Origin of the sequence: Deinococcus apachensis DSM 19763 (assembly GCF_000381345.1) — a bacterium.
Taxonomy (GTDB): domain Bacteria; phylum Deinococcota; class Deinococci; order Deinococcales; family Deinococcaceae; genus Deinococcus; species Deinococcus apachensis.
The window spans coordinates 1-25,888 of sequence record NZ_KB906402.1 but is presented as its reverse complement, the minus strand read 5'-3'; the positions used below and the strand labels follow the sequence as shown (position 1 = coordinate 25,888).

Genomic DNA, 25,888 nt, shown 5'->3' with positions numbered 1-25,888 from the left:
CTGCCAGCGCGTACCCGTGAAGTTTTTTCCCCTCAGCTTCCGGGCACGCCTTGCCAGCGGCGCTGAATAGCCGTCACCTCGTCGTGGCGCCTCTCCTCGATGTCGTTCACAAAGGGCCTCACGTCCCGGAAAGAAGTCCGGAACTCCGGGCTGTGGCGAAACCCCTCCAGGTGGCCCGGCAGAGAGTCCCACTCGGTCCGCAGGATGGAGTGCGCAGGCTCCTCGACGCAGCGCGAGCGTTCGTGACCCAGGCAGTGGGGGGAGGCGTCCAGGGCCGCGCGGGCGCTGGTCTTGGGACTCTCTAAGGCGTCTGCCGCCTTTCCACCCGGTAACGGATGTATTCGACGATCATCAGGTGTCTCCCCTCCCCGGCTCTTTCCCGGGCAGCCGGGCCGCTGCGACTGTAGGCGAAAAGGAGACGGTGCACCCCCTCCACACGAGCAGGTCGCCACTCAAGCCCGTCGGCAGAGCTGATCCACCTGACGAAGCAGGGTGGGCAGGCGGTACTCACCGTGCATCTCCCGGATGTGTCCGGCGGCCTCCTCGGCGCTCATGCCTGCCGCCGTCACGTACAGGGGTCGCCTGCCCGGACCACGCTGTACAGAGGTGGCGGGTGCGCCGTGAAAGGCCGACTTGGCGACACCGATCACCGCCGCCCGCCGTCCCAGCGCTTCGTACAGACGCGCCCCCAGACCGAGGGCCTCTCCCAGCCAGACGTAGCCGTCCACGATCACCACGTCCACCAGAGAGATGAACGGGCGCAGCGTGGCGAGCAGGCAGGGGAGTTCCCGCCGGTAGAACTCGCCGGGCACATAGGGGGCAACAGGGGCGATCCGCTCGACCAACGTCCGCGTGGGCCGCTCCGCCTCCCACCGCCCGAAGAGCAGGCAGGCGGAGACGGCCTCCTGCTCCCGGTAGTCCACGTCCACGCACGCCTTGAGGAAGGGGACCGGGTGTTCTTCCGACATGACGCGATTCTCGGCGAAGGCAGATCCCGCACCACGGTCCGGTCTAAACCCCGGTTGTGCCCCACCCCTGGCCGCTGTTGTGGCAGTCTGGCGGGGAAGACGAACACACCTCCCGCGGGCCTTTCGGCCTCGTCTGCCCATTGATTCCCCTCCCAAGGAGCCCCATGACCACTGCACCTGCCACCACCTGGACCACCTTCCCCCCCCGCTACGAGGCCCTCGCCACCGAGCCGCTGACCCCGCGGGACATCCCCGCTTGGCTGGAGCGCTGGAGCGACCTGGAAAAGGACGTGATGGAGATGCAGGCGCAGCTCACGCGCGCCAAGGACGCCGACCCCACCGACGAGGGTGCCGAGCGGGCCTTCGTGGGCTTCGTGCAGGAGGTGCAACCCGAGGTTCTGCGGGCCGGGCAGCGTCTCAAGAACCGCCTGCTGGCCCAGACCGGGTGGGAGCCGGGGGAGCCTCACGTGCAGATGCTGCGGCGGCTGCGAAGCGAGGCGGCCCTGTACCGCGAGGCGAACCTGCCGCTGCTCACCGAGATCACCACCCTCGCCAACGAATTCAACAAGATCACCGGAGCCCTGCGCGCCCGGGTGAACGGCGAGGAATTGACCATCCCCCAGGCCCAGCGCCTGCTCCTGGAACCGGACCGGGCCGAGCGGGAGGCCGCGTGGCGGGGCATCGCCGAGGCCAACCTGGGGGCCGCGCCGGAGCTCGACGCCCTCTTCCTGAAGCTGCTGGCGCTACGCCGGGAGGTCGCCCGGAATGCAGGCTTCGGGAATTTCCGGGACTTCGTGTGGCAGGCCATGAACCGCTTCGACTACACCCCCGAGGACACGCGGGAGTTGCACGCTGCGGTGGAGCAGCATGTGGTGCCCCTCCAGGCGCGCATGAACGACGAGCGGCGGGAACACTTGGGACTGAAGACGCTCCGCCCCTGGGATACCCAGGCCGACCCGCTGGGACGCCCCGCGTTGCAGCCCTTCAAGACCACCGAGGAGTACATTGACGCCGCCGAGCGGATCTTCCAGGCCCTGGACCCGGAGCTGGGGGCGCAGTTCGCCGCGATGCACACCGGCGGCTTCCTCGACCTGGACCCCCGCCCGGAAAAGGTGCCGGGCTACGGGTACTGCAACTACCTGCCGCGCACGGGCTCCCCGTACATCTACTGGAGCGCGGTGGGGACGGACACGGACGTGCGGGTCCTGCTGCACGAGGCGGGGCACGCCTTTCATTTCCTCGCCTCGGGGAGGCCCGGCGACCTGGTGTGGAACCTGCTCTCCCCCATCGAGTTCGCCGAGGTAGGCAGCCAGGCGATGGAGCTGCTGACGCTGCCCCTGCTGGAAAAGCCGGTGGGCTACTACTCGCCGGAGGACGCCGCCCGCGCCCGGCGCGACAAGATCGAGACGGTGTTGCGGCAGTTTACCGGGCAGGCGACCGGGGACGCCTTCCAGCAGTGGCTCTACGCCGAGGCGCCGGGGGACGTGACCATCGAGCAGATCGACGCGAAATGGCTGGAGTGCTCCGAACGCTTTGACTCGGGGGTGGACTGGCGGGGCCTGGAGGACGTGCGGGCCAAGGGCTGGCAGTTCGTCCACATCTTCGCCATTCCGCTGTACCTGCTGGAATACTCGCTCGCCTGGATGGGGGCGCTGCAGGTGTGGCAATCGGCCCTGCGTGACCCGGAGGAGGCGCTGAGGCAGTACAAGGAGGCCCTCGCCCTGGGCGGCACCCGCCCCCTGCCCGAGTTGTTCGGGGCGGCGGGCGCCCGCCTCGCCTTCGACGCGGAGACCATGCGTGGCCTGATGGCCCTGCTGGAGGAGCAATTGGAAGGGGCCGGGCGGGCCTGAGCGACCCGTTTCATGAAGAGGGGGCGCCCGGAGAAGGCAGCACAGACGCGCGTCCGTCCCGCCCCCCCGTGCGGCGCATCAGGAATGGCGGGGGGACCCGGTCACAACGGTGCCTGAGCTGGTCCCGCACCTCACGTTCCGTTTGCCCAGGGTCACCACGCGCCGCGCGCCAGGTACTTTGGCCGGGTGATATTGACACCTCTTTTTACCCGGATAATACTCGGGTCATGAGCGACCCCACCTACACCGCCTTTCTCGGGGAGCGGCACTGGGTCACGGCCCCCTGCCTGAGCTCCTGCGCGTCCTCAAACCCCACCACGACGCCCCCATGCTGATCTTCAAGGACCAGACCGGGCGGCAGGTGGACTTCGACCCGCGCGGCAGCCTGGACGACGTTCTGGCCCGCCACGTGCCCGAAGCGCCGCGCAAGGGTCCCGGGCGCCCGAAGCTCGGCGTCGTGGCCCGCGGGGTGACCCTGATGCCCCGCCACTGGAGCTGGCTGGACGAGCAGCGCGGCGGAACCTCGGCCACCCTGCGCCGCCTGATCGACGAGGCCCGGAGACACGACGGTTCCAAACAGGAGGCCGCCCGCGCCGCCGAGGCTGCCGGGCGCGTCATCACCGCCCTGGCGGGCAACATGCCGAACTTCGAGGGGGCCAGCCGCGCCCTGTGCGCCGGTCAGGGGGGACGCTTCGCCGGGCTGACCCGCACCTGGCCGGAAGACGTGCGGGCCTATGCCCTGCGCCTCGCCCAGCCCGCCTTCGCCCGGGCCTGATGCTCCGCCGAACCCGCCCGCACCTCCCCCCAAGGACGATCATGAATAATCCGCAACCCGCCCTGTTTGCCCCGGCGCGCCCCTCCAAGGATTTCGAGCCCGTCATGTGGGCGTGGGCGATCCGCAACACTGCGAACGGCAAGGTTCTGCTGGGCGAGTCCGCACACCGCCGCGCTCAACCGGCACCTGTTCAGCCCGCAGCTCGGCGACCATCGCAACGCCGCGCTTCAGCGGGACTGGCGCGAGCAGGGCGAGGCGGCCTTCGTCACCGAGGTGCTGCACGTCCTCGAACGCCGGGAGGGCCGCCGCGATGGTGACTATGCCCGCGACCTTGCGGAACTCGAACGCCTGTGGTTGGACGAACGCCAGCCATTCGGGGACGCCGGGTATCACACTCCTCCCCGACGCTGAGCCGGACAGGTTCGGGCATCCGAAGTTGAACGGAGGCGGCACCGCGGCGCCCGGGATAAGCCTCGCCCCTCCCAGGTCCGGCCACCCCCGCGTGAACTCCAGTGTCTGCGGCAACACGGCCCCCTTCCCGCAGACCCACTGCCTGCCCAGGCGGAGCTTCCACCACATTCCATGTGGTGCTCCTTCCGTGGTCAAGCCAACTTGAGCCCAGCGGCGGGACGTGGCACGATCATGAGGATGTCCAACAGTCCCGCCGCCACGCCGTCCCTGCGCGACCTCGCGCGGCTGCGGCGCGTGCGCGACCGGATCGACCGGGAGTACGCGCGGCCGCTGGACGTCGAGGCGCTCGCCCGGGGCGTGAACATGTCGGCGGGGCACCTCAGCCGCTCATTCCGGCGCGCCTACGGCGAGTCGCCCTACAGCTACCTGATGACACGGCGCATCGAGCGCGCGATGGCGCTGCTGCGGCTGGGCGACCTCAGCGTCACCGAGGTCTGCTTTGAGGTCGGCTGCTCGTCGCTGGGCACCTTCAGCACGCGCTTCACCGAGCTGGTGGGGATGCCGCCCAGCGCCTACCGGAACCACGCGGCGGGCGAGACGGCGGGGATGCCGCCCTGCGTGGCGAAACAGGTGACGCGGCCGATCAGAAATCGAGAAGCGCCGGACCCCGCGCCCCGCCTAGAGTGAGGGTATGGACCTCACCATTCACCAGACCTTCCTCCCGCACGACGACCCGGACGCCTCGCTAGCCTTCTACCGTGACATCCTGGGCTTCGAGGTCAGGGGTGACGTCGGCTATGGCGGGATGCGCTGGATCACGGTCGGCCCGGCTGACCAGCTCGGCCCGTCCATCGTGCTCTACCCGCCAGTTGCCACCCCCGGCATCACCGAGGGCGAGCGCCGCACCATCGCCGAGATGATGGCGAAGGGCAGCTACGCCACCATCGTCCTCGCCACCCCAGACCTCGACGGCACCTTCGAGCGGGTGCAGGCCAGCGAGGCCGAGGTCGTCCAGGAGCCGACCGAGCAGCCGTACGGCGTGCGGGACTGCGCCCTGCGTGATCCCGCGGGCAACTTGATCCGCATTCAGGAGCGGCGCTGAGCCGTCCGGCGGACGCGGGTCAGCAACGAAAGGAGGAGACATGAGCGCGCTCGACCGGCTGCTCGGAACCTGGGAATTCACGATGCAGCACTCGGCCATGTCCGGGCCGGTCACCGGCAGGCAGCGGTACGAGCGGGTGCTGGACGGGGCGTTCGTGCTCCAGCACTGGACGTACGACCACCCCGACTTCCCCGACGCCCTGGGGCTGCTGTCGGAGGACCGCTACCACTACTTCGACATCCGGGGGATCATCAGGGTCTTCACCCTCGAAATGGACAACGACGGCTGGTCAATGATCCACCTGGACGAGGAGTTCTCACAGCGCTACGCGGCACGCTTCCGCGGCCCGGACATCATCGAGTCAACCGGAGAGAAGTCGGACGACAAAGGCGTGACTTGGCAGCCCGACTTCACCGTGACCTACCGGCGCACCGAGTAGGAAGCCGACGGGGACCGCAAAGGAGCCCGCACACGACGCACGTGGCCCCCGTCACCCACCCCGACCGGAGGACGCATCATGACAGCAAACACATCCAGGAAGCCGACGAAATCTGCCACGAGCGAGACTGCACCGGACCAGACATCCCAGGGCTTCACGGCCGAGGAACGGGCCGCGATGAGGGAGCGCGCCAGGGAGCTGAAGGCGGAGGCGCGCGCGGACAAGGACAGGGCGGAAGGGGAACGCGACGTGCTGGCAAAGATCGCCGAGCTGCCGGAAGCGGACCGCATCCTGGCCGAGCGAATCCACGCGATCATCCAGGCCAGCGCGCCCGCCCTCTCGCCGAAGACCTGGTACGGCATGCCCGCGTACGCCAAAGGCGGCAAGATCGTCTGCTTCTTCCAGGCCGCACACAAATTCAATGCGAGGTACGCGACGCTCGGCTTCAACGACACGGCGAATCTCGACGAGGGCGCGATGTGGCCGACCTCCTTCGCGCTGAAGGAGTTGACCGCCGAGGCCGAGGCCAGGATCGCCGCACTTGTGAGGCAAGCGGTGAGTTGAGGACGGGGTGCGCCACAGTGTTCCGCATGAGGTGGGAGGTCTCGTGCTTTGGCCCGTCGAGGGAAAACGAACAGCCTGCCACCGGGATCTCTCCCAATGGGGAAAGCCTGCCCGTCAGGTTTCAGTGACAGACCTGATCCAAAAATAAAAACTCCATGAAGGCGCTCGCCCTGTTCCTCCTGCTGGCCCTCGGCGTGTCCCAGGCGCAGACCACCCACACGGTTCGGGCAGGCGATACCCTCAGCAGCCTCGCGCGCACCTACCACACCACGGCGGGCCTGCTGCTGACACTCAACGCCCTGACGACCAGTACCCTCCAGGTCGGGCAGATTCTCCGGCTCCCGCAGACGGGGTACACCGTTCAACCCGGCGACACCCTGTACCGCGTCGCCCGGCAGTACGGGATGACCCCGGAACTGCTCGCCGAGCTCAACGGGCTGACCTCCAGCACGGTCCAGGTCGGGCAGGTGCTGCGCCTCCCGGAGGGCGCGTCCCCGGTCACGCCCACCCCGGCGCCTCGCGTCCAGGGATCGACCGGGCTGGACCGCGGCCTCTTCACCCCCTCGCGGCTCCCCCCCGTCCAGGCCCTGACCTTCCGCACGGCGGGGACGGGCACCCTCCGCCCCCCCAGCGTCTACCTCCAGGACGTGGGCTTTGCGTACCAGACACGCAACAACTGCGGCCCGGCCGCCATCGCCGCCGCCCTCCGGCACTACGGCGTCCAAGCGGACCAGACCACCTGGCAAGGCGAGCTGCGCCCGGGGGGCCGGAACATGCGCTTTCCCGACGCGCAGCGCCTGCTACGGGATCTGGGCTTCGAGGCACCCGTCCTGACGGGCGGCACCGTCGAGGACATCAAACGGCAGGTGGCGCAGGGGTTCCCGGTGGTCGTGTTGCAGTTCCACAGCGTTCTGGGGCAGACGCCGCATTTCCGGGTGGTGCGCGGGTACGACGACGCGCAGGGCATCCTGATCATGAGCGACTCGCTGAGCGGGCCGAACGTGGCGCTGACCGAGCACGACTTCGACCTGCTGTGGAACACCCAGGGGCGGCAGTACCTGGTCGTGCGTCCGGGTTGAGGAACGCTGCGGCAGGGGATGAGTCAGGGAAGTTGCGCTGAGCCGCAAGGCTCCCCCTCCAGTTGGTGAAGCTGGACCGACCCACTCGTCAGGGGACAGGGGCAAGCGTGAGCCGCAGGATGTACGTCTCCCCAGGCGTGTCCTGCTGCAACGTCTGATACTTCACGTGCAGGTCATGCAGGTCACGTTGCAGCCGCTTCGCGTTCTCCCTGGAGAGCTGGACGGGAGCCGTGTTATCCCACACGGCGGGCACGTCCTCCTGGAGAAGCCACTGCAAGAGCCCCGGGGCTGGCGAGGCGGGTGAGGCGGGGCGCACCGGCAGGAGCGTGTGACTCTTGAGACCCTCCGCGTCACCGTAGGTGTACAGCCCGAACCACCGGGGATCATCCGCGAGGGTGCTCCACGCCCGCGTCAGGAGGGACAGGACCGAGCGGCGCGTGTGGTCCAGGGAGGACTCGTACAGCGCGTGGATGGACTCAGCTGAGGTCGCGGCGTACGGGACGAAATAGCCCGGCGATGAGGACCGGTAGTACCGGATCGCCCGGCCCGCCCTGGGTTCCGCGCGGGTGACCTCCAGCAGGCCCAGCCGGAGCAGCTTGTTCACCTGGTACAGCATGACGTTCTTCGTCACGCCCAGCTCCGCAGCCACGTCCGTCACCCGCCGCTCCCGCCAGATGAAGGGCTCGAAGTACTGCCGCGACTGCGCGTCCGCCAGGACCCGCGCCGCCCGGGGGTCGTCCAGGCGCTGCCACACCCTGGGTAAATCGTCCCGTGTCATTTTCACCAGGGTACCGCGCACGCTGCTTCCCATGAGGCTGCCATGCTCGCCGCGCTGACCCTGCCCAACTTCCGCAAACTCTGGCTCGGCGAGGTGATCTCCCTCATCGGGGACCGGGCGCTGCTGCTCGCCCTGCCGTACTTCCTGTATCAGGAGACCGGCTCCACCCTCGCCACCGCCCTGCTCGCGCTGTCCTACTACCTGCCGGGCCTGCTGTTCGGCTCCTTCGCGGGCGTGCTCGCCGACCGCTGGGACCGCCAGCGGGTGCTGGTGGTCACGCATCTCATCCAGGGGGCCGTGGTGACGCTGCTGCTCCTCGCCCCGCAGCCGGGTCTGGTGTGGGTGGCGTACGCGGTCACCTTCGCGGAACTCACGGTCAGCACGCTGTCCACCCCGGTCGCGGGCGCCCTGCTCCCCTCCCTGGTCGGTGTGGGGGACCTGATGAAGGCCAACGCCGCGCTGTCCCTGGGCACGACGGGCGCCCGCCTGCTGGGATCGGTGGTCGGGGGTGCGCTCATCGCCACCTTCGGCATCCCCGGGGTCGTGCTCTTCGACGCCGCGTCGTTCGTCCTCGCGGCGCTGTGCTTCCTTCGCCTCCGAGTGGCCGCGCGGGTCACGCCGGACGTGCCCGTCCAGGCCACGTCACTGCTGGAGACCTGGCGTGACCTGGGTCACCAATGGCGTGAGGGGCTGCACGTCATCCGGCGCAGCCCAGTCATCCTGGCCCTGCTGGCAATCCTGAGCATCACGAGTCTCGGGGGCACGCTGATCGACCCGTTCTACACGCCGTTCCTGGTGTCCGTGCTGCACGCCGACGCGCGGACGATAGGTCTGCTGAGCACCCTGGGCGGCCTGGGCGCCCTCCTGGGGAGTGCCGCGTCGGCGTGGCTGGGCGGCCGGGTGCCCCCGCGCCTCCTGATCGCATTCGGCACGCTCCTGGTCGGCGTGCTGATGCTGCGGATGTACAGCGGGTCATCCCTGCCGCTCCTGTTCGCCCTAGTGCCTCTCCTGGGGGTGCCGATGGTGGTGTCGAACGTCGCCCTGTCGACCATGATCCAGACGGTGACGCCGGACGCTTACCGGGGCCGGGTATACGGCGCCCTGGGGACGACCAATGCCCTCGTCGGGGTGCTTGCCACCGCCGCGGCGGGCCTGATCGGGCCGCGGGTGGGAACCATGCCCATGCTCGTCATTGCCGCGTGCATCACGCTCCTCGGGGGCGTCGTGGCGCTTGTGTTCCTGCCTGCCCGGGCGGAGGGGGCGGCCACACAGGCTGAGCGGAGTTCGTCCGCGAGGTGAGGCGGCCTGGGCTGGACCCGAGGCATTCCAACCAAACCGTTTGACACGCCGGGGAGATGAGCAGACCATACGCCCGCTTCTCCCAACTTTCCGGGTGGGCGCTCTTTCCCTCACGCCACGCTGAGCCCACGCTGCTTCGGAGCGGCAGGGGGACACGGGAACGCCCTGGGGTGGCCGGGCAAGTGGCAGCAACTAAGCCTCTTGTCCCCGCACGTCTGCCATTCGGCGCAGCCCCCCTTGCGCCACTGCGCCGATGCCCACCGTTAGGCCCATCCGGCACCATGAGGGCAGCCGAGAAGGAAAGACCGACCGGCGGAAGGAGACCTCGCCGTGAACCCCAACCTCATCCTCCTCCAGAACCGCGCCCAGGAACTCCGGGACGAGGTCAGGCGCGACCGTGAAGCCCGCGCCGCCCGCAGTGACCGCGCTGGCCTGCTCCAGCGGGTCAGGCTGATGTTCCTGTTCCGCCAGCCCCGACTCGCCTGAGCCCCGCTTTCCGGGAGATAAAGAGACCCCCAGGGCGTTGTCAGAATTCTGTAGATGCTTCCAGCTACCCTGAGTTCAGGCCTAAAGCTGACCCGACCGAGTGAAGTCGGATGAACCCGCCCCCGCGTGCCCCGCCGCACCTGGGGGCTTTTTCCGTTCACCTTCCCCGGACCGGACAGCCTCAGGACCTTTTTGCCGGGGGGCCGCCCCTCAGCGCCAGGTCCACAAGCGCACGGTACGGTCGCGGCCCCCACTCGATGCCAGGAGGGCGCCGTCCGGGCTGAAGGCCAGGGCGCTTACCACGCCCGTGTGCCCGCCCAGCGTGCGGGTGTGGCGACCGGTGGTCACGTCCCACAGCCGGACCTGCCGGTCCTCGCCGCCCGAGGCGAGCGTGCGGCCGTCGGGGGCGAAGGCCACGGCCTCGACAGGCGCGCTGTGGCCGCGCAGGATGCCCAGGTCGCGGCCGTCAGGCACCGACCACAGCCGCAGATCGGTGTCCCAGCTCGCGGTGGCGAGCGTGCGGCCGTCGGGGCTGAAGGCCAGGGCACTCACGTAGTCGGTGTGGCCGCGCAGGGTGCGCGTCTCACGACGGGCCGCGACGTTCCACAGCCGGGCGGTCTTGTCGCGGCTCGCGCTCGCCAGCAGGGTGCCGTCGGGGCTGAACGCGACCGCCGTGACCACGTCGGTGTGGCCCCGCAGCGCGGCGAGAAAGCGCCCGGTCGCCACATCCCACAGCCGCACCGTGTTGGCCGGGCCCGACAGGGCGGAGTTGTCCCCGCTGCCGGTTGCCAGCAGGCTGCCGTCGGGGCTGAAGGCGACAGACGTGACGTAGTAGGTGTTCAGCACTAGCGTGCGCCGCAGCGCCCCCGCCTTGGCGTCCCACAGCCGCACCCGGCCGTCGGTGCCCGCCGCGGCGAGCAGGCGGCCGTCGGGGCTCCAGGCGACGGCGTTCACGATCCCGGGCTGCGTCAGAGTGCGCTCGACCACCCCGGCAGGCAGGCGCCACAGCCGGAGCTGCCCCTGACCGTTCCCGATGGCGAGCAGCCCCCCGTCGGGCGCAAAGGCCAGCGGACCCGCGTAGAGGGAGGCCACCTGGAGGACGCGGGGCGGCGGGGTGGTCGCCGGGACGGGCGAGGAGGCGGCCAGGGAGAGGGTTCCGCCCAGGGCCGCCTGAAGCGCGAACGAGGAGGCGAGGGCCAGCAGCCTGAAGTTCTGGAGTGGACTCATGACGTTCCTCCCGGAAGGGCGGCGCGCCGCCGGGCGGGAACCAGGCGGCGCGCGGCATCCTCCTTGTAGCGGAGGCGGGTGACCGGGGGCTTACTTGGGACGCACCAGCGTGATCTTACCGCTGCCGGTGCGCTCGTCGAGCTGCGCGACGTACAGGTGGCCGGTCGAGCGGTTCTCGGTGAGGTCCAGGGGGCTGGGGTTGAAGTTGGTCAAACCGGTGACCTGGGTTTCGGCCTTCACGATGTCCTGGTTGGGAGCGCCGGGGGTCAGCACGATGATGTCCTTGCCCGCGCTGTAGCGCACGACGAGCAGCTTGCCGTTGAGCTGGGAGTTCCCGACCGTGGTGTACTCCTCGATCACGCCGTTGGACGAGGCGTGCTCGCCGAAGTCGTAGGCGAAGCCCTTCCAGTTGCGGTCGGGCTGGGTGCCCACCGGGTACTCGGGCACCTCGCCCCGATCAGGTCCCGCCGTCGGGTTGCCACCGTTCATCACCCACTGGCAGCGCAGCGGGTTGGGGTGGCCGTAGTAGCCGTCCTTCTCGACCCGGAACAGGAAGTCGTGCTGCACGGATACGTTGTTGAGGGCCGGGACGGCCGGGCCGGTATAGGGGCCGTCGGCGCGGGTCTTGCACGAGTCCGGCAGCGGGTTGGGGGTGCCGGGCGTGTTGCCGCCTGCCGCCGAGCCGTTGGTGGGCACGTACAGTTGGCCGTTGGTGTGCCACACCATGTCGTAGGCGTTGCGGATGCCGCTGGCGTGGATGGTGACGGGCGCACCGAGCGCGTAGGGATTGTACACACCGCCGTCGCCGGTCTTCACGTCGAGCGGCGGGCTGGTGATCTTGGTGAGATCCACCCGCAGCAGCGAGCCGTTGAGCAGCCGCTCGGGTCGGTTGCCCCAGGCGGTGTCGGGCGCGCCCATCGCGGAGTTGCTGCCCTGAAGCACGTACAGCGCGCCCGGTTCGCCGGGGTGGAAGGCGATGGAGTTCGTCGCGTGATCGCGGATTGAGCGCGGCAGCCCGACCACGTAGTCCTGCACGTTCTCCAGGTTGGGGCCGCTGAGGCGGGTGATCTTGCCGCTCCAGTCGGGTGCGTTGGTGGTGCCGTCCCAGAAGTAGTTGTTGCTGATCCACAGGGTCGGGTTGGCGGGGTCGGAGACCGGGTCGAACTTCATGCCGATGATGGTGCGCGGCCCGCCGTTGGCGGTCTGCACCGAGGTGATCGTCTGCGGCGCGGTAAGTGTGCCGTCGGGCATGACGCCGAAGCGCAGAATTTCGCCGGTCAGCGTTCCAGCGTACAGGTTGCCGTCCGGCCCCATCTCCACAGTGGTATACGGCATAGCCGGGACGTTCGGCAGCGCGACCTGCTCGAAGCTGTAGGGGCTGGTGGTGCTGCTCGCGCCCGTCACGAAGCTGGAGCGTAGCGGCAGGAATGCCACCCCGCTCGTGTCCTTGACGCCAGCAGTGACCTCGAAGATGTACCGGGTGTTGGCGCTCAGCGGCGCGTTGGGCTTGAGCACGATCACGTCCCCGCCGCCCGAGGTGTTCACCGTGGCGGGCACCGCCACGTTCGTGCCAGCGTCGACCAGCCGCACCGTCGAGGACGTGAGGGTGCTGAGGTCGATGGCGCTGTTGGGCAGGTTCACGTCCGCCGTGATCGACACGGTGGTGGGAACCATCGTCTGGGCGTCCTGCGGGCCCGTCGAGCGCACGCTGGGCCGGTCGCCCGGCTGGATGGTCACGTAGTCGATCTTGGTGTTCGAGCCTCCGCGCGCGTCCACCGTGAGGCGGCCGTCGGTGACGTTGGCACGCAGGGTGGCCGCCGCGAACTTCTTCGTCGCGTCGGGCTGGAAACGGGAGATGGCGAGCTGCCCCTCGATGTTGATCTGGTGGGCGCTGTCGTAGACGTTGCTGGCGTCGCCCACCCCCACGGTCACGGTGTACACGCCGTTGGGCAGGGCGTATTCCCAAGCGGCAGGAGTCTTGACGGCGGTGGAGTTGCTGGTGCTGGCCGGGAACTGCATGTGCGCCAGGGTGTTCAGCCGAGCGTCCACCCCGGCGAGCGCGCGGTCCCGGGTGTTCGGCGTGATGTCGAGCGGCACGCCGGTGCCCGTGCCCACGCTGTCCTCCCGGATCCAGCCGAAGCCGCGCCCCGCGTCGTAGGCTGCGCCGGTGTCCTTCGTGTAGCCGGGGGGCGTGGTCGAACCGGCGGGCTGGAAGTTGATCAGGATGCCGCCTGCAGGGAGGGTGGAGGCCGGGTTGACTGTGACCTGCGAGCTGCCCGACTTGCTCGTGTCGAACTTCGAGGTGGCGGTGATCGTCGCCGGACCCTGGGCAACGGCCGTGACCAAACCGGTGCTGCTGACGGTGGCGACCGCCGGGTTGCTGCTCGTCCAGGTGACGTCCGAGCCGTACGCCCCGCTGCCCTGCACCTCGGCCGTGAACTGCCGGGTCCCCCCCACCGTCATCACGGCGCTGCCGGGGTTGACCGTCACGCTGCTGACCGTCGGCTGGGCCACCGAGCAGCTCACCTTGGCGTTGGCCCAGTCGGCATGGTCGTAGTTGACCCCGTCGCCCGCGTCCGTCACGGTCAGGGTCAGGCGCTGCTTGCCCGCCACGTCGACGCTGACTGAGCGGGCCGGGTCACGCCCGGTCATGGTCCCGCTGTCGTAGACCTTGGTGCCGTCGGTAAGTACCTGGAACACCACGCTACCGCGGTCCCCCACCTCGTCGTCCACGCCCACCTCGGCGGTGAAGGTCACGCAGGTGCCGCTCAGGTCGTAGGTGAGCGTGGAGGCGGCGTGAGCGCCCAGCCCCTTGGAGTAGTTGGTGCCGCCGATGGTGAGGACACGGCCATCCCCAGCTGCATTCTGACCGTTGCTACGGTCTTTTTCGTAGGGGCCGTAGCCGTTGACGGGCGTACTCACCGGGGTGAGGTCACTTAGGAACTTCTCGCCGGAGGTTTCGGGGACCGTGCAGCCGAGCAGGCGGGTGGCGGCCCAGTCGGCGTGGTCGTAGTTGATGCCGTCGCCCGCGTCTCGGATGACCAGCCGGAGCTGCTTGACACCATTTAGCGGGACCGAGATGTCCTTGGCCGCGTCGGCTCCGCGCATGACACCGCTGTCGTAGAGCCTGGTCGCGGTGGGGTCCGTGGCGCTGCCGCTCCAGACCTCGAAGACGACGCTGCCCCGGTTGCCCACCTCATCGTCCACGCCGATGCTGGCGGTGAAGGTGGTGCACTGGCCGGGGAGGGTGTAGAGGATGTCGGCGTTCGCGTGAACACCCAAGCCCCGGGCGTAGGTCACGCCGCCGATGGTCAGAGTCTGGCCGTCATTGCCCTTGTTGGTGTTGTTGCTCTTGTCCACCTCGACCGGGCCGTAGCCGTTGGTGGCCGAGTCCCAGCTCCCACTCGTCAGGTCGAGGTCGGTGGGCTGCCCCGCCGTGCTCACGGCCAGGCCGCGCCAAGGATAGCCCTGGTTGCCCGGGTACGGGTCCCCACCCTGCGGGGCACTGGTCCACGAGTAGTCCGTGCCCGGCTCGTAGGGGTAGGCGGCCACCGGATCGTGCGTGGGGGGCGTTTCGCCCTGGGGTGACGAGCAGGCCGCCAGGCTCAGGGTCAGCGCAAGTGTCAGACCAAGACGCAGGGACGAGTGAAGGCTCGGCTTACGTGAAGACATGCAGAGGGTCCTTTCGGGGTGGCAAGCGGGTGCCACGGGTGGGAACGGGGGAGGCAGCGAAATCCGGGACAGTATGCAGGATGGCACCCCGCCCGCTAACGTTTCGTTACGGGGAAGAAACGCCCTCCCATCCTCCCCGCAGACACCCATGCGCCAGCACTCTACCCCGCCGCCTCGCGGTCCGGGCGGCACGGGAAATTGGGGATGGTGTCAGGTCTTCCCACACCATCCCCAATTTCCCGTGGACTGCACGCCCGTATTCGGGAGGCTATTCGGTTGCCGGGAGGGTGCGGATGGGCCGACTCCTTTCCCGGTGGCCCTGCTGTTCCTCCTGCGCCCCTTCGGCCGGGCCGAACAGGGCTGTCCACCGTTGAACAGGAAGTTGTCAGTACGCCCCGCTGCCGCGCAGCACCACGCGCAGGGTTCGCAGCAGGATCACCATATCCAACCACAGGGACCAGTTGCGGACGTAGTAGGGGTCCCAGCGCTCCATACCCAGGTTGCCCGCCTCCGAGCGGCCAGACACCTGCCACAGCCCAGTCATGCCGGGATACACCCGTTCGCGCAGCCGCTGCACCTGCCCGGAAAGCTGCTCCTGGTGGTAGGGGGGCAAGGGACGCGGCCCAACGAGCGACATCTGGCCCAGCAGGACATTCAGGAGCTGCGGGAATTCGTCAAGGCTGGTCTTGCGCAGCACGGCTCCCACCCGGGTGACGCGGGGGTCGCGCCTCAGCTTGTAGTTGGCCTCCCACTCGGCGCGCAGGGCTGGGTCCTCAGCCAAGCGCCGCTGCAAGACCGCCTCGGCGTTCGGCACCATCGTTCGGAACTTGTAGGTGCCGAACAGCCGCCCGCCGTAGCCCACCCGCGGCTGCACGAAGAGCGGGTTCTGCCGGTCCTCCAGCCAGATCGCCAGCGCGACGAGGCCGCACAGGGGCACCCAGAAGGGGGCACTGAGCAGCACGGTCGTCAGGTCAAAGGCCCGCTTGACGGTGCGCGCCACCGGATCGAGCAGGTTGCGGCTGACCTCCAGACCCAGGACGCCGCCGAAGTCGCTCGCCTTGACCCACAGTGACTCCATCTCGAACAGGTCGGGGATCAGGACCACGCTGCGGTAGCCCGAGAGGGGGCCTTCCAGCAGTTCCAGGGTGCGCTCGCGACCGATGCCCGGCATCGCCAGCACGGCGATGGGCGCCTGGGGCAGGGTGCCCGAGGCCGGACCCAGCACCGGGACTCCGCGGATCTGGGAGCCGCGCAACCCGGGATCGTCGTCGAACACGCCGACGGGCCGGTAGCCGTAGCCGGGGTTTTCCTGCAAAGCGGCGATCAGAAGCTGGCCCGTTTCCGCGCCGCCATACACCACGGTGGGGACGCCCCAGAGGCCCGCCCCCACGAGCAGCCGCTTGGCCCCGTAGCGCAGCAGCAGCACCAGCGGCCAGGCCAGCAGCACCCCCAGCACGAGCGCCAGCCGACCCGGCCCCGGCTCGTCCTGGGCAAAGTACAGCGCGACGACGGTTCCTGCGAACACCAGCAGCGTGAGTTCGGTCAGGCGCTTGATCTCGGTGGGGGCACCCAGCCCCCAGCTCGGGAGGAGTTGCAGGAAAAAGGCGCCGCCCAGCCAGGTCACCAGCACGAACCAGACCCAGGCGCTCACCGGCGTGGCGCTCAGCTCGGCATGCTGCCACCACGCCACACAGACGAAGGCGGTACCCAGTGCCAGCAGGTCTCCCAGTGCGAGCACGAGCGCGTTGAGCACCTGCCGGTTGCGAAAAAGCCGCGCCGCGTCACGGGTAGCGCTGAAATACTGAAGGCGGTCACTTGAGACTTGCATGGGGTCACTCCTCAGGCGGCTGGCGTGAGAGTCAGCTCGGTTGTGCCCCATGCTGCGCCTCACCTCGTTACGTGAACGCAAAATGGGACTCCGCGCCTGTAGGGCCGGGCGCCGGGGGAGACGTGGCGAAAAGCGGGCCAGCCGGTGTCTTCCCGACTGGCCTGAGGCGGGTGGAGGCCGTCATGCCCGCACCCGGCTCCTCCCCGTTCGCCGCCTGCCCCGCCCCGGCTGCCGCGCCGCGCCGCGCAACACCGCTTCCCAGGCGGGGACGATGCGTTCGGGAGCAAAATCCTGCGCGCGGCGCAGGCCCACCTCGCGCAACTGCTGCCGCAGCGCCCCGTCCTCCAGCACGCGGCCCAGGGCCTGGGCGAGGGCCGCGCTATCGTTCACGGGGACGAGCAGGCCGTGGCGCCCGCCCTCCAGAATCTCGGCGGGACCCGAGGGACAGTCGGTCGCCACCACGGGAGCGCCGCAGGCCATTGCCTCGGTGATCACGTTCGCAAAGCCCTCGTAGCGTGAGGACAGGGCGAAGACCGCCGCGTGCCGCATGAACGGGTAGGGGTTGGCGGTGTAGCCGGGCAGGTGAACGCTGCCCTCGACCCCCAAGCGGCGCGCCAAGTCCTGGAGCTGCTCCTGCTCACCGTCGCCGAGGATCAGCAGGTCATGCTCCACGCCCCGGGCACGCAGCGCGGCGTGGGCCTCGATCAGCAGGTCGAAGCCCTTCTGCTTGGTCAGCCGCCCGACCCCGAGGACGGTGGCGCGCCTTGTCATGAACGCCGCCCACTCGGGCAGTGGCTCCGCGGCAAGCGCCCGCACCCGCTCGAGGTCCAGCGGGTTGTGGATGACGCTCAGGCGCTCCTCCCGCAGGGGGAACATCCGGGACAGCGTGTCTTTCAGCCCGTGCGAGACGAAGACCAGGCGGGGCAGGCGCGGGTAGATCAGGCGCCCCAACCACCGGTGCAGGGCGGGCAGTTGCCCCAGCACGCGGTCCAGCGAGTTCCGCACCCAGCCCACCACGGGCTTCCCGGTCAGCAGCCCAGCAAAGAAGCCGAAGTACGTCGGCATCAGCTCCACAGTCGCCACAATCACGTCGGCCTGCGCCGCCTCCCTCAGCAGGTCCCGCGGAACACTCCAAAGCTGGTGCCGGATGCGCTGATCGGGCCGCAACGCCACGTGCGGCCGCACATCGGGCGGCACCTCAGCGGCTAGGTCGTTCACCGAGCGCAAAATCCAGATGCGGGGCTCGAACTGCTCGCGGTCCAGTTGGGAGGCCAGACTCAGGGACACGCGCTCAGCCCCCCGTCCATACAGCCCCTCGAAGAGAAAAAGGACCCTGATCTTCCGTTGCACATTCACCTCGCCGGACGGGGGAGTGCTGCGCGGGAGGCAGGTGGGCGGGCTGGACCCGGAAGAGCCCAGGCCCGGAGCTCCGCCCACCTGTCCCAGCACACCCCCGTGGTGATGGGTTCCCCGGGATCACCGGGGGGAGAAGGGCTTGCGGCAGAACGCCGCCTGTTCGTCCTGCCTGGGGCTTAGCGGGTGCCGGTCCAGGTCGTCGCCTTGATGCCGTCGGGCAAGGAACCGCCCGTCACCACCAGCTCGCCGCCGATGACGTCCGCAACCGGGGACTGCCGGGCGGCGGGCAGCGGCGTGAGCGCGGTCCAGGTGTCCGCCGCCGGGTCGTACTCTGAGATGTTGGCGACCTCCAGGGACTTCTGGGTCACGCCCGCCACCACCACGATCTTGCCGTTCCAGACCACGGTCGACGCATTAATGTGGCCCAGCGGGAGCGGCAGGTTCGCGCGGGGGACCCAGGTATCGGTGGCGGGGTCATACCGCTCGACCGAACGCTGGTTGCCCGCCTCCTCGTCCCCCAGGTGCTGGCCGCCGATGGCGTAGATCTGACCGTTCAGGACCACGGCCGCCGTGTGGTTGCGAGGGTTGGGCAGGGGTGCGGCCCGCGTCCAGGCCGCGGCGCCGTCGAGGTTGAGCACCCAGTGGTCCGCCGAGTCCCGCAGGTAGGTTTGGGTATTCTCCAGGTCGCGCTCAACCCCCCCGAAGAAGTGGAGCTGGCGGCCCAGGCGCACCATCGCGCCGCCGCCCCGCGCGCCCGGCAGCGGCACACCCGCGCTCCAGGTCTGGGCGGCGGTGTCGTACTTCCAGACATGGTTCGTCTGCGGGCCGGGATGGTTGCCGATGAAGCCCCCCGCGATATACACCGTGGTGCCGTCCACCGCCACCGCCCCATGCGTGATGGGCTCCGGCATGGCGGGAATTTCCGCCCAGCGGTCCGCCGCCGGGTCGTAGACCTGGGAGCGAGTGGTGGCCCGCAGTCCCGTCTCGAAGCCCCCGAAGACGTACAACTGCCCGTTCACGGCCGCGCCCTGCGCCTCGCTCACGGCGATGAGGGCAGACTTGCGCAGCGTCCACCGGATGGTTCCGGCGGCGGCTTCGGGCTTCACATTGCTCACCACGAAGACGTAGTCCTGGTAGTCCCCGTTGACGGCGGGCTCGAAGGCGACCAGGTAGGTGTTCGCCAGCGGCTGGCCCGCGCGATTTTTCAGGGGATAGATCCGCGCAGCGTGCTGGACCCGGGCGACGTTGAGTTCGTCCTGGGTGTAGCTGTTCTGCGGGGCGTAGCTCGTGGCCCCCACGTACAGGCCGAAGGTGGCGCTGCCCGGGTCGAAGGTCTCCCGCCCGCCGGGGCTGAGGGGGGGGCCCAGCCGCTGCTCCCCGCCCCGCGCGATCTCGGCGACCGGGTGTAGCGCGGGGCTCCCGCTCCCCGGTGTGTAGTACCCGAAGGGCAGGGGGTCGTCGGGCGAGTAGCGGGCGACAGGCCGCAGGGTGACCGGCCCCGGTCCCGCCTTGGTGAAGAGGGGGGCGACCACCTCGTCGCCGATGGGGGCGGACCCCGTGCCCAGGATGAGGTTGGTGCCACCCACATTGACGGTGTACCCCAGCGTCTGCACGATTTGCGCCAGGGGCGGCTCCAGGTTGCCCTGCTCGCCGCGGGCGCTCAGGCCGTACAGACCCACGGTTTGGGTCGGCTTCCCGGCGGCATCACTCGTCACACGCAGCGCGGCCTGAAGCGCGCCCACCTCATTCGGGGTGAAGCTCGCCTGCACCTCAGCGCTCGCGCCCGGCGGCAGGGTGAGCGGCCAGGCGGGCGGGTTCACCAGGCGGAAGTCGTCAGCATTCTTCCCTGTCAGCTCCACGCTGTTGATGTGGAGGGGGGCGCTGCCCCGGTTGCGCAGGGTCACGGACTGGGGGGCGCCCGTGCTGTTCACCACACCGCTGAAGATCTGCTCGGCGGGGGTAAGGGCCAGGTCTTGCCCCTGGCCAGGCGGGGTCTGGGATGGGGTGCAGCCGCGCAGCGTGGGCCCCCCCCAGTCGGCATGGTCGTAGTTGATCCCGTCCCCGGCGTCGGTCACGACCAGCTGCAGCTCGTTCCGGCCACCCACATCCACGCTCAGCGCCCGGGCCGGGTCCGCCCCGCGCACCACACCGCTGTCGTACAGCTTCTCGCCGTCGGCGTAGACCTGAAAGATCGCGCTGCCCCGGTTGGCCACCTCGTCGTCCATGCCCACGCTCGTCGTGAACGTCTGGCACTGGCCCGCCAGCGCGAAGGCCATGCTGGAGTTCGCGTGGGCCCCGAAGCCCCGCTCGAACTTCACGCCGCCGATGCTCAGGGGGTTGCCGTCGTTCCCGTGCTTCTCGCCGTTGCTGCGGTTTCGCTCGATGGGTCCCCAGCCGTTCGTGGCCGAGGTCCAGGTCTCGTAACTCAGGGAGTTGTCTCCCGGATTGATGGTCAGGGGCTGGATCGCCGACGCGTCGCTGGTCCAACTGTAGTCGAGGCCGTCGTAGACGAAATCGGGTCCGGAGGACGGGGTGGAGGTGGGACCGGCACAGCCCACCAGCAGGGCGGCGATGGTCAGGGCACGTCCGGCGCGGCGCGGGTGGGCGACGAAAGCCCGGGAATTTGGCATAGGCAGACTCCTTGGGAAGAGGCGAGCGGGGACGGGAAAACGCCGGGCACCAGCAGGACCGGGGGGCTTCTCGACCCGCAGCCCCTGGCCCCCAGCCTCACGAGAAGGAGCCGCGTGTTGGCAGGGCCTCGGCCTGGCCGCGCCGCGCAACGGCCTGCCGGTAGATGCCCAGCAGCTCCTCGACGTTGCGCCCGGCAGTGTAACGGGTCTCGTACACGTGTCGGGCGGCCGCGCGCATCCGGGTGTGCTCCCCTGGGTGGTCGAGCATCCACCGCACCTGCGCCGCCAAGTCGTCGGGGTCGCCCGGGCGGAAGAGCCGCCCCGTCACCCCATGCTCGACGATGCCAGGCATGGAGCCGTGCCCGCTCGCCACGACCGGGAGCCCGGCCGCGAACGCTTCGAGCAGCGTCATCGGGAACCCCTCGTACCACTCTGAGGGAAAGACGAGCACCTTCGCCCCGCGCATCAGCTCCGCCACCCGGGCCGGGGGCTGACGGCCCAGCCACTCCACCCCCGGCAGGTCGCGGGCCGCCGCCTCGACCTGGGGACCGAGGGGACCGTCGCCCACCACGCGCAGGGGAAGCCATGCGCCCAGCTTACGCCAGGCCCGCAGCAGGGTTCCCGTGCCCTTTTCCGGGGAGAGCCGCCCCACGAACAGAGCGTAAGGTTCCGCGGCCTCCGTCCTCACCGTCACGTCGGCGGCGTCCCCCGTCAGAAAGTTGGGCTTGACCGCCAGCTTGTCCCCGGGCAGGCCACCCTCAATCAGTTTGCCGCGGGCGAACTCGGTGAGCGCCACGTAGAGGTCCACGTGGCGCTCATAGGTCCGCAGCAGGCGGTGAGTGGTGAGCATCGCCGCGACCACGCCGGAGCCAGCCCGGCTGCCCCGGTAGCAGGCATGCTGCACGGCGGGCAAGGGCGGGGTGCGGCCCACGCAGGCCTCGCACACGTGACCGTCGCGGAAGAGCGTGCCGTTCGCGCACAGCAGCCGGTAGTTGTGCAAGGTTTGCACCACCGCCGCCCCGCGCGCCCGCACGGCCCGGTACGCGGCGGGCGAGATCAGGGGAAAGGTGTTGTGAAAATGCACCACCTCGCTGCCATGCCGCTCGACCAGATCAGCCAGCGCGCGCGCCGCCCGGGCGTTCCACACTGTGCCCAGCGCGGTGCCCAGCCGGTTGCCTTCCCCGATGCTGTCGTTGTGAACGGTATGGGTGACGACGTTCACCCCGTGCCCCCGCAGCGCCTCGGTCTCGGCCCGGAACACCGCGTCCTCGCCGCCGCCCTGCTGGTAAAAGTTATGCACCACGAGCACGTTCATGGCTGACTCCCTTCAGGTCGCGCCGCAGCAGGTCACGGTAGACGCCCCGGTACCCCTCCAACATGCCCGGAAGCCCGAACCTCCGCTCAATCTCGCTCCGCGACTCCCGCGCCAGTTCACGGAACGGTTCCGGGTCATCCACCACGGCGGCCAGGTGCCGGGCGAGCGCCTCCGTGTCCTCCGGCGGCGCGAGCAGCGGGTACTCCGTGGGCAGCACCTCCCGCAGCCCGGCGACATCGGTCGTCACGACGGGCGTGCCCGCGAGCAGCGCCTCCCCCGCCAGCAGCCCGAAACCCTCGAAGCGCGAGGGCATCAGCACCACGTCGAAGTCGGCCAGCACGCCGGAGAGCCCGGCCCGCGGCGGCCCCAGCGTGACCGGCCAGCGCAGGGAGGTGGTCTGAGCCCAGTCCCGCAGGAGGGACCCCAGGCTGCCCTCCCCCAGCATGGTCACCTCGGCGTCCCGCCTCGTGAGCGCGGCGGCCCGCTCCAGGATGGCGGGCAGTAGGTCGGCGCCCTTCTGCGGTTCGAGCCGGGCGGCGAACAGGACACGGACCGGACCGGAAGACGGCGCCTGGGGCTCCTGCGGCCCGGCCAGGGTCACCGCGTTGTGGACGACATGGCAGCGGTCACGGGGCAGCGCGGGCAGGGCGTGGCGGGCGCGGAAGTCCCGCAGCCCCTCCAGAGCGGCCTGGGACACGGCCACGGCGCTGACCGGAGTGAGCTGACGCTCCACCCAGGCGCCGACACGCTGCCAGACCGGCCAGAGGGTGGTGTTGTGGATGGTCCGCACGGCAGCCGGGGAACGTCCCCCCAGCGGAGCGCCCAGCAGGGCCGCCAGGGCGTAGACCGCCTCGGGAATATCGGTGTGCAGGTGAACGATGTCGGGGCGCGTGCGCCGCAGCAGCGCGGCGAGCTTGAGGGCCGCGTGCAGCAGGCCGCCGCGCTTGACGTCCAGCCGCGTACCGCTGTGGACGGGCACCCCCAGCGCGGCCAGGCGGGAGGCCATCCCCTGCCCGACCTCGGTGTCGGCGACGCCGTAGACCGCGAAGAATTCGGGCTTGTACTCGCCGCCGAGCCCCCCGGCGAGTGAGATCGCCACCTCCTCGGCCCCGCCCAGGTCGAGGTGGGTGACGACGTGGAGGACGACCGGCCTGCCCGCGCCCCTCACCTCGCCCCCCGCGGCAGGGCCGGGCGCCCCGCGAAACGCCGCCGCTGGACCTCCAGCAGCGCGATCCCAAAGCCGAAGAGGCTCCAGAACCAGATGCCCCCCTGCGGCCCCTCCAGGAACACGTCGAAGGCCGCGTTGATCATGAAGGCCGCCCAGTACGCCAGCACCCAGAGGTTGAGCCGTGCCCAGAGCTCCTCCCCCGCGGCGGCGGCCTGGCGGTAGGCCCGCAGCAGGCTCAGGGCGAAGAGGCCCTGGAGCAGCACCCAGGCGGTCAGCCCCGGCACCCCCGAGCGCGCCAGGATGTTGAGGTGGCCGTTGTGCGGGCTGCGGAGCGAGCTGTCCTCGTTGACCTGGAAGCCGTCGGCGTCGGCGAGGTTGATGCCGTAGCCCTTGCCGGTCCAGAAGTACGGCCCGTGCACGGTGTAGTTCACGATGTTCTGCCACCACTCCAGCCGCCAGCGGCGCGAGCCGTCGCGGTAGCCCTCGCCGGTGTTCCCAGTGATGCTCTGGACATTGAGCAGCAGCGACTGGGCCGAGATGGTGTTGCGCGACTCGCCCAGCTTGATGCTCACGTTGAAGGTCAGGAAGCAGGTCACGATGAAGGCGAACAGCACGAGCGGTTTCCACCAGCGGGTGCCGGGCCGGAACAGCAGGACTACCAGGACAGCGGCGGCAATCGCCAGCAACCCCGCCCGCACCCGGAAGACCGGAATAGCCGCCGCCGCGAACCACAGGGTCCACCACAGCCAGTCCAGCCGGGTGAGGCGCAGGCGGCGACCGCCCAGCCAGCGGATCGGGGTCTCCCGGTCGAGCAGCCGGGGCAGCCCCAGCAGCAACAGGGCGGCGACCCCTGCCAGATGCACCGCCACGTCGCCGCCCTTCAGGTCGAGCAGCGAGGCGTTCGCGCCGGGCAGTTTGGGCAGCGGGAAGGGAGCGAGCTCATACAGGAGCAGCGCCGGGGGAAGCCACAGCAGCAGCAGTGGCACGAAGCGGGTGTACTGCCGCGCGGCTTCCAGCACGCCACCTACACGCAGCAGCAGCGCCGCGACCACGAGCGCGAAGAGGCCGTAGGCCCACAGCACGGCGTCCCGCAGCGTGTCGATGCCGTAGCGGCCCAGGTAGGGCAGGGTGGCCGCGGCCCCGATCAGCAGGAACGCCAGCAGCGCGTACATCACGGGTGAGGCCGCCAGGCTCCGCACCCGGCCGTCCAGCGCGAGTACCAGCAGCCCCAGAAAGAGCGCCGCCTCGCCGATGTACAGCGGGGGGGCGCCCAGGTAGGCAAAGCCGCGGCCCAGCAGGGCGTAGCCCAGCAGGCAGCCGCCCAGGATGCCTAGCGCCAGGCCGGGGAGCCCCCGCCGCTGGCCCAGGACCGCCAGCACCCCGCTGCCAGCGAGCGTGACCACGATGGCTCCCGCAGGGTTCCACAGCACCAAGGCGCTTACCAGCAGTCCCAGCAGGGCTGCCAGCCCCCAGGAAGACCTCGTCCATTCGCCCGAAACCGTTCTCAGCACAGCGCCGCTCCTTACCTCGCGCCGGGGCCAGGAAGCACCTCCGGCTGCCGCTCCTCAAGTTCTCCTGGGGACGACCCGCTCACACCGTATTCAGGGGGCGCTAAAGAAATATAAATGGCCCTTCCCCTTCCAGTTTGTCCAGCACGTGATCATGCTGGCCCTGACCACCCGGGACACGGGGGCAGGGTGCCGCCGCTCAACGAAAAATTTACGCTGCTCGTCCCATGGTGGGGCGCACCGTCAATCCATCTCCCGCACAACTCGCAAGCTTTCCAGGAGGAAAAGATGAAGACAACCCCACGATGGCAGGGCCGCGCAGCGCTGCTGCTTGCCCCCCTGCTGGCGCTGGCCGCCTGCTCCAAAGCCCCGGCACCTGACGACTCGGACCCCTACGCGGGGGGAGTGAGCTACCCGTGGAGCGACCAGGTCCAGTCCAACTCCGCTGATCCCTACGCCGGAGGGGTCAGCTACCCCTGGTCCGGTCCCGGTGCCCCCGCTGGCCTCCACGCCACCGCCATCACCGCCGACAGCTACCTCTCCGACGCCACCTGGGACCCCGGCTCCGCCACCAACGCCTGGGGTCCCATCGAGCTCAACCGCTCCAACGGCGACAAAAACGCCGGTGATGGCAAGACCCTCACCATCGGTGGCCAAACCTACGCCAAGGGGCTGGGCACCCACGCCAACTCCTCGGTCTCCTACTCGCTGGGCGGCACCTGCACCACCTTCTCCGCCACCCTGGGCCTCGACGACGAGGTCGGCGACCGCGGCTCGGTGATCTTCGAAGTCTGGAGCGGCAGCGCCACCGACCCCAACGCCACCCGGCTCTACGACAGCGGCGTGATCCGGGGCGCCGACGCGCCCCGGGACATCTCCCTCTCGGTCAGCGGCGTCTCTACCCTGCGCCTGGTCGTCCGCGACGCGGGCGACGGCATCAACTACGACCACGCCGACTGGGCCAGCGCCCGCGTTACCTGTCCTCCCCCCGCCCCCAGCGGCGATCAATACGTCTCCGACCTGGCCTGGTCCACCCCCACCAACGGCTGGGGTCCCATTGAAAAAGACCGCTCCAACGGCGACAAGGCCGCTGGCGATGGTCGGGTCCTCACCATCGGCGGCGTGACCTACGCCAAGGGGCTGGGCGTTCATGCCAACAGCAGCGTGAGTTACGTGCTGGGAGGCCGTTGCACCACCTTCACCGCCTCGGTGGGCGTGGACGACGAGGTCGGCGACCGGGGCAACGTGCTGTTCCGGGTGTACGGGGACGGGGTGGAGCTGCTGCCCGCCGTTTCGCGGCGGGGCAGCGACGGTGCGCAACCCATCAGCGTGAACGTCAGCGGCGTCAATGAACTCAAGCTGGTGGTGAATGACGGCGGTGACGGCGTCAACTACGACCACGCCGACTGGGCCGACGCCAAACTGAGCTGCTC

General features: G+C 69.8%; 22 protein-coding genes. 11 read left to right on the top strand and 11 right to left on the bottom strand.

Annotated elements, in window-relative coordinates; all coding sequences use genetic code 11:
- Nucleotides 1-32 precede the first annotated feature (32 nt).
- A complete protein-coding gene (locus F784_RS27795) occupies nucleotides 33-452 on the bottom strand; it encodes an antibiotic biosynthesis monooxygenase family protein (RefSeq protein ID WP_425387108.1) in 420 nt (139 codons plus the stop codon).
- Nucleotides 453-968, bottom strand: coding sequence for an endonuclease V (locus F784_RS0109935; RefSeq protein WP_019586579.1), 516 nt, complete (start codon nucleotides 966-968; stop codon nucleotides 453-455).
- A 164-nt stretch (nucleotides 969-1,132) separates the two neighbouring features.
- On the opposite strand from F784_RS0109935, the gene F784_RS0109930 reads away from it, so the two are divergent.
- The 8 genes from F784_RS0109930 to F784_RS27555 all read left to right on the top strand — a co-directional run bounded on the left by F784_RS0109930 (nucleotide 1,133) and on the right by F784_RS27555 (nucleotide 7,188).
- Entirely contained in the window at nucleotides 1,133-2,818 is a 1,686-nt protein-coding gene (locus F784_RS0109930) for a M3 family oligoendopeptidase (protein WP_019586578.1), read from the top strand.
- 328 nt (nucleotides 2,819-3,146) lie between these two features.
- Entirely contained in the window at nucleotides 3,147-3,593 is a 447-nt protein-coding gene (locus tag F784_RS22805; RefSeq protein ID WP_019586577.1) for a DUF2239 family protein, read from the top strand.
- A gap of 66 nt (nucleotides 3,594-3,659) precedes the next feature.
- Nucleotides 3,660-4,004, top strand: a complete 345-nt coding sequence (locus F784_RS26110) for a GIY-YIG nuclease family protein (protein WP_157465163.1) — start codon at nucleotides 3,660-3,662, stop codon at nucleotides 4,002-4,004.
- Nucleotides 4,005-4,241: 237 nt separating this feature from the next.
- Nucleotides 4,242-4,691: a helix-turn-helix transcriptional regulator gene (locus F784_RS0109915; RefSeq protein ID WP_019586575.1), complete on the top strand. Its 450-nt coding sequence runs from the start codon at nucleotides 4,242-4,244 to the stop codon at nucleotides 4,689-4,691.
- A 4-nt stretch (nucleotides 4,692-4,695) separates the two neighbouring features.
- Complete coding sequence (locus F784_RS0109910; protein WP_019586574.1) at nucleotides 4,696-5,106, top strand: VOC family protein; 411 nt, start codon at nucleotides 4,696-4,698, stop codon at nucleotides 5,104-5,106.
- A gap of 40 nt (nucleotides 5,107-5,146) precedes the next feature.
- On the top strand, nucleotides 5,147-5,545 hold the full coding sequence (locus F784_RS0109905) for a hypothetical protein (RefSeq protein ID WP_019586573.1): 399 nt from the start codon (nucleotides 5,147-5,149) through the stop codon (nucleotides 5,543-5,545).
- 78 nt (nucleotides 5,546-5,623) lie between these two features.
- The gene (locus F784_RS0109900) at nucleotides 5,624-6,109 is read left to right on the top strand and encodes an iron chaperone (RefSeq protein WP_051086963.1); all 486 of its coding nucleotides are present in this window, start codon (nucleotides 5,624-5,626) and stop codon (nucleotides 6,107-6,109) included.
- A gap of 155 nt (nucleotides 6,110-6,264) precedes the next feature.
- Nucleotides 6,265-7,188, top strand: coding sequence for a LysM peptidoglycan-binding domain-containing protein (locus tag F784_RS27555; protein ID WP_019586571.1), 924 nt, complete (start codon nucleotides 6,265-6,267; stop codon nucleotides 7,186-7,188).
- 88 nt (nucleotides 7,189-7,276) lie between these two features.
- Here F784_RS27555 and F784_RS24520 read toward each other — a convergent pair whose 3' ends face one another.
- Nucleotides 7,277-7,966 (bottom strand): ArsR/SmtB family transcription factor, encoded by a 690-nt coding sequence (locus F784_RS24520; RefSeq protein ID WP_157465162.1) that lies wholly within the window; start codon nucleotides 7,964-7,966, stop codon nucleotides 7,277-7,279.
- 42 nt (nucleotides 7,967-8,008) lie between these two features.
- Here F784_RS24520 and F784_RS0109885 point away from each other — a divergent pair, with 42 nt between their 5' ends.
- Together F784_RS0109885 and F784_RS26610 are read left to right on the top strand one after the other, a co-directional pair.
- Nucleotides 8,009-9,265 (top strand): MFS transporter, encoded by a 1,257-nt coding sequence (locus tag F784_RS0109885; protein WP_019586569.1) that lies wholly within the window; start codon nucleotides 8,009-8,011, stop codon nucleotides 9,263-9,265.
- A gap of 330 nt (nucleotides 9,266-9,595) precedes the next feature.
- Entirely contained in the window at nucleotides 9,596-9,751 is a 156-nt protein-coding gene (locus tag F784_RS26610) for a hypothetical protein (RefSeq protein ID WP_019586568.1), read from the top strand.
- 210 nt (nucleotides 9,752-9,961) lie between these two features.
- On the opposite strand, the gene F784_RS0109875 is transcribed toward F784_RS26610, so the two are convergent.
- From F784_RS0109875 to F784_RS0109840, 8 genes are all read right to left on the bottom strand, one after another.
- Nucleotides 9,962-10,978, bottom strand: coding sequence for a WD40 repeat domain-containing protein (locus F784_RS0109875; protein WP_019586567.1), 1,017 nt, complete (start codon nucleotides 10,976-10,978; stop codon nucleotides 9,962-9,964).
- A 90-nt stretch (nucleotides 10,979-11,068) separates the two neighbouring features.
- Nucleotides 11,069-14,650 (bottom strand): NPCBM/NEW2 domain-containing protein, encoded by a 3,582-nt coding sequence (locus tag F784_RS0109870; protein ID WP_026332393.1) that lies wholly within the window; start codon nucleotides 14,648-14,650, stop codon nucleotides 11,069-11,071.
- Nucleotides 14,651-15,035: 385 nt separating this feature from the next.
- The gene (locus F784_RS0109865; protein ID WP_019586566.1) at nucleotides 15,036-16,478 is read right to left on the bottom strand and encodes an exopolysaccharide biosynthesis polyprenyl glycosylphosphotransferase; all 1,443 of its coding nucleotides are present in this window, start codon (nucleotides 16,476-16,478) and stop codon (nucleotides 15,036-15,038) included.
- 180 nt (nucleotides 16,479-16,658) lie between these two features.
- Nucleotides 16,659-17,828 carry a glycosyltransferase gene (locus F784_RS0109860; RefSeq protein WP_483782813.1) on the bottom strand — a complete coding sequence of 390 codons (1,170 nt, stop codon included), beginning with the start codon at nucleotides 17,826-17,828 and terminating at the stop codon, nucleotides 16,659-16,661.
- Between the two features lie 182 nt (nucleotides 17,829-18,010).
- Nucleotides 18,011-20,464 carry an NPCBM/NEW2 domain-containing protein gene (locus tag F784_RS0109855; RefSeq protein WP_019586564.1) on the bottom strand — a complete coding sequence of 818 codons (2,454 nt, stop codon included), beginning with the start codon at nucleotides 20,462-20,464 and terminating at the stop codon, nucleotides 18,011-18,013.
- A gap of 97 nt (nucleotides 20,465-20,561) precedes the next feature.
- On the bottom strand, nucleotides 20,562-21,779 hold the full coding sequence (locus tag F784_RS0109850; RefSeq protein WP_019586563.1) for a glycosyltransferase: 1,218 nt from the start codon (nucleotides 21,777-21,779) through the stop codon (nucleotides 20,562-20,564).
- Nucleotides 21,757-22,947, bottom strand: a complete 1,191-nt coding sequence (locus F784_RS0109845; protein ID WP_019586562.1) for a glycosyltransferase family 4 protein — start codon at nucleotides 22,945-22,947, stop codon at nucleotides 21,757-21,759. Before F784_RS0109845 ends, F784_RS0109850 begins: the two co-directional genes overlap by 23 nt.
- Complete coding sequence (locus tag F784_RS0109840) at nucleotides 22,944-24,458, bottom strand: O-antigen ligase family protein (protein WP_019586561.1); 1,515 nt, start codon at nucleotides 24,456-24,458, stop codon at nucleotides 22,944-22,946. Before F784_RS0109840 ends, F784_RS0109845 begins: the two co-directional genes overlap by 4 nt.
- Nucleotides 24,459-24,743: 285 nt before the next feature.
- Here F784_RS0109840 and F784_RS22795 point away from each other — a divergent pair.
- Nucleotides 24,744-25,888 (top strand): NPCBM/NEW2 domain-containing protein (locus F784_RS22795; protein ID WP_019586560.1); only part of this gene is annotated, 1,145 nt, incomplete at its 3' end.

What these genes read in the sequence shown, in the direction of transcription:
- F784_RS0109905 (WP_019586573.1), top strand. Translation starts at nt 5,147, where the DNA reads ATGAGCGCGCTCGACCGGCTGCTCGGAACCTGGGAATTCACGATGCAG.
- F784_RS0109875 (WP_019586567.1), bottom strand. Translation starts at nt 10,978, where the DNA reads ATGAGTCCACTCCAGAACTTCAGGCTGCTGGCCCTCGCCTCCTCGTTC.
- F784_RS0109935 (WP_019586579.1), bottom strand. Translation starts at nt 968, where the DNA reads ATGTCGGAAGAACACCCGGTCCCCTTCCTCAAGGCGTGCGTGGACGTG.
- F784_RS0109930 (WP_019586578.1), top strand. Translation starts at nt 1,133, where the DNA reads ATGACCACTGCACCTGCCACCACCTGGACCACCTTCCCCCCCCGCTAC.
- F784_RS22805 (WP_019586577.1), top strand. Translation starts at nt 3,147, where the DNA reads ATGCTGATCTTCAAGGACCAGACCGGGCGGCAGGTGGACTTCGACCCG.
- F784_RS0109910 (WP_019586574.1), top strand. Translation starts at nt 4,696, where the DNA reads ATGGACCTCACCATTCACCAGACCTTCCTCCCGCACGACGACCCGGAC.
- F784_RS27555 (WP_019586571.1), top strand. Translation starts at nt 6,265, where the DNA reads ATGAAGGCGCTCGCCCTGTTCCTCCTGCTGGCCCTCGGCGTGTCCCAG.
- F784_RS0109850 (WP_019586563.1), bottom strand. Translation starts at nt 21,779, where the DNA reads ATGAACGTGCTCGTGGTGCATAACTTTTACCAGCAGGGCGGCGGCGAG.
- F784_RS0109855 (WP_019586564.1), bottom strand. Translation starts at nt 20,464, where the DNA reads ATGCCAAATTCCCGGGCTTTCGTCGCCCACCCGCGCCGCGCCGGACGT.
- F784_RS0109915 (WP_019586575.1), top strand. Translation starts at nt 4,242, where the DNA reads ATGTCCAACAGTCCCGCCGCCACGCCGTCCCTGCGCGACCTCGCGCGG.
- F784_RS24520 (WP_157465162.1), bottom strand. Translation starts at nt 7,966, where the DNA reads ATGACACGGGACGATTTACCCAGGGTGTGGCAGCGCCTGGACGACCCC.
- F784_RS0109870 (WP_026332393.1), bottom strand. Translation starts at nt 14,650, where the DNA reads ATGTCTTCACGTAAGCCGAGCCTTCACTCGTCCCTGCGTCTTGGTCTG.
- F784_RS0109865 (WP_019586566.1), bottom strand. Translation starts at nt 16,478, where the DNA reads ATGCAAGTCTCAAGTGACCGCCTTCAGTATTTCAGCGCTACCCGTGAC.
- F784_RS0109900 (WP_051086963.1), top strand. Translation starts at nt 5,624, where the DNA reads ATGACAGCAAACACATCCAGGAAGCCGACGAAATCTGCCACGAGCGAG.
- F784_RS0109885 (WP_019586569.1), top strand. Translation starts at nt 8,009, where the DNA reads ATGCTCGCCGCGCTGACCCTGCCCAACTTCCGCAAACTCTGGCTCGGC.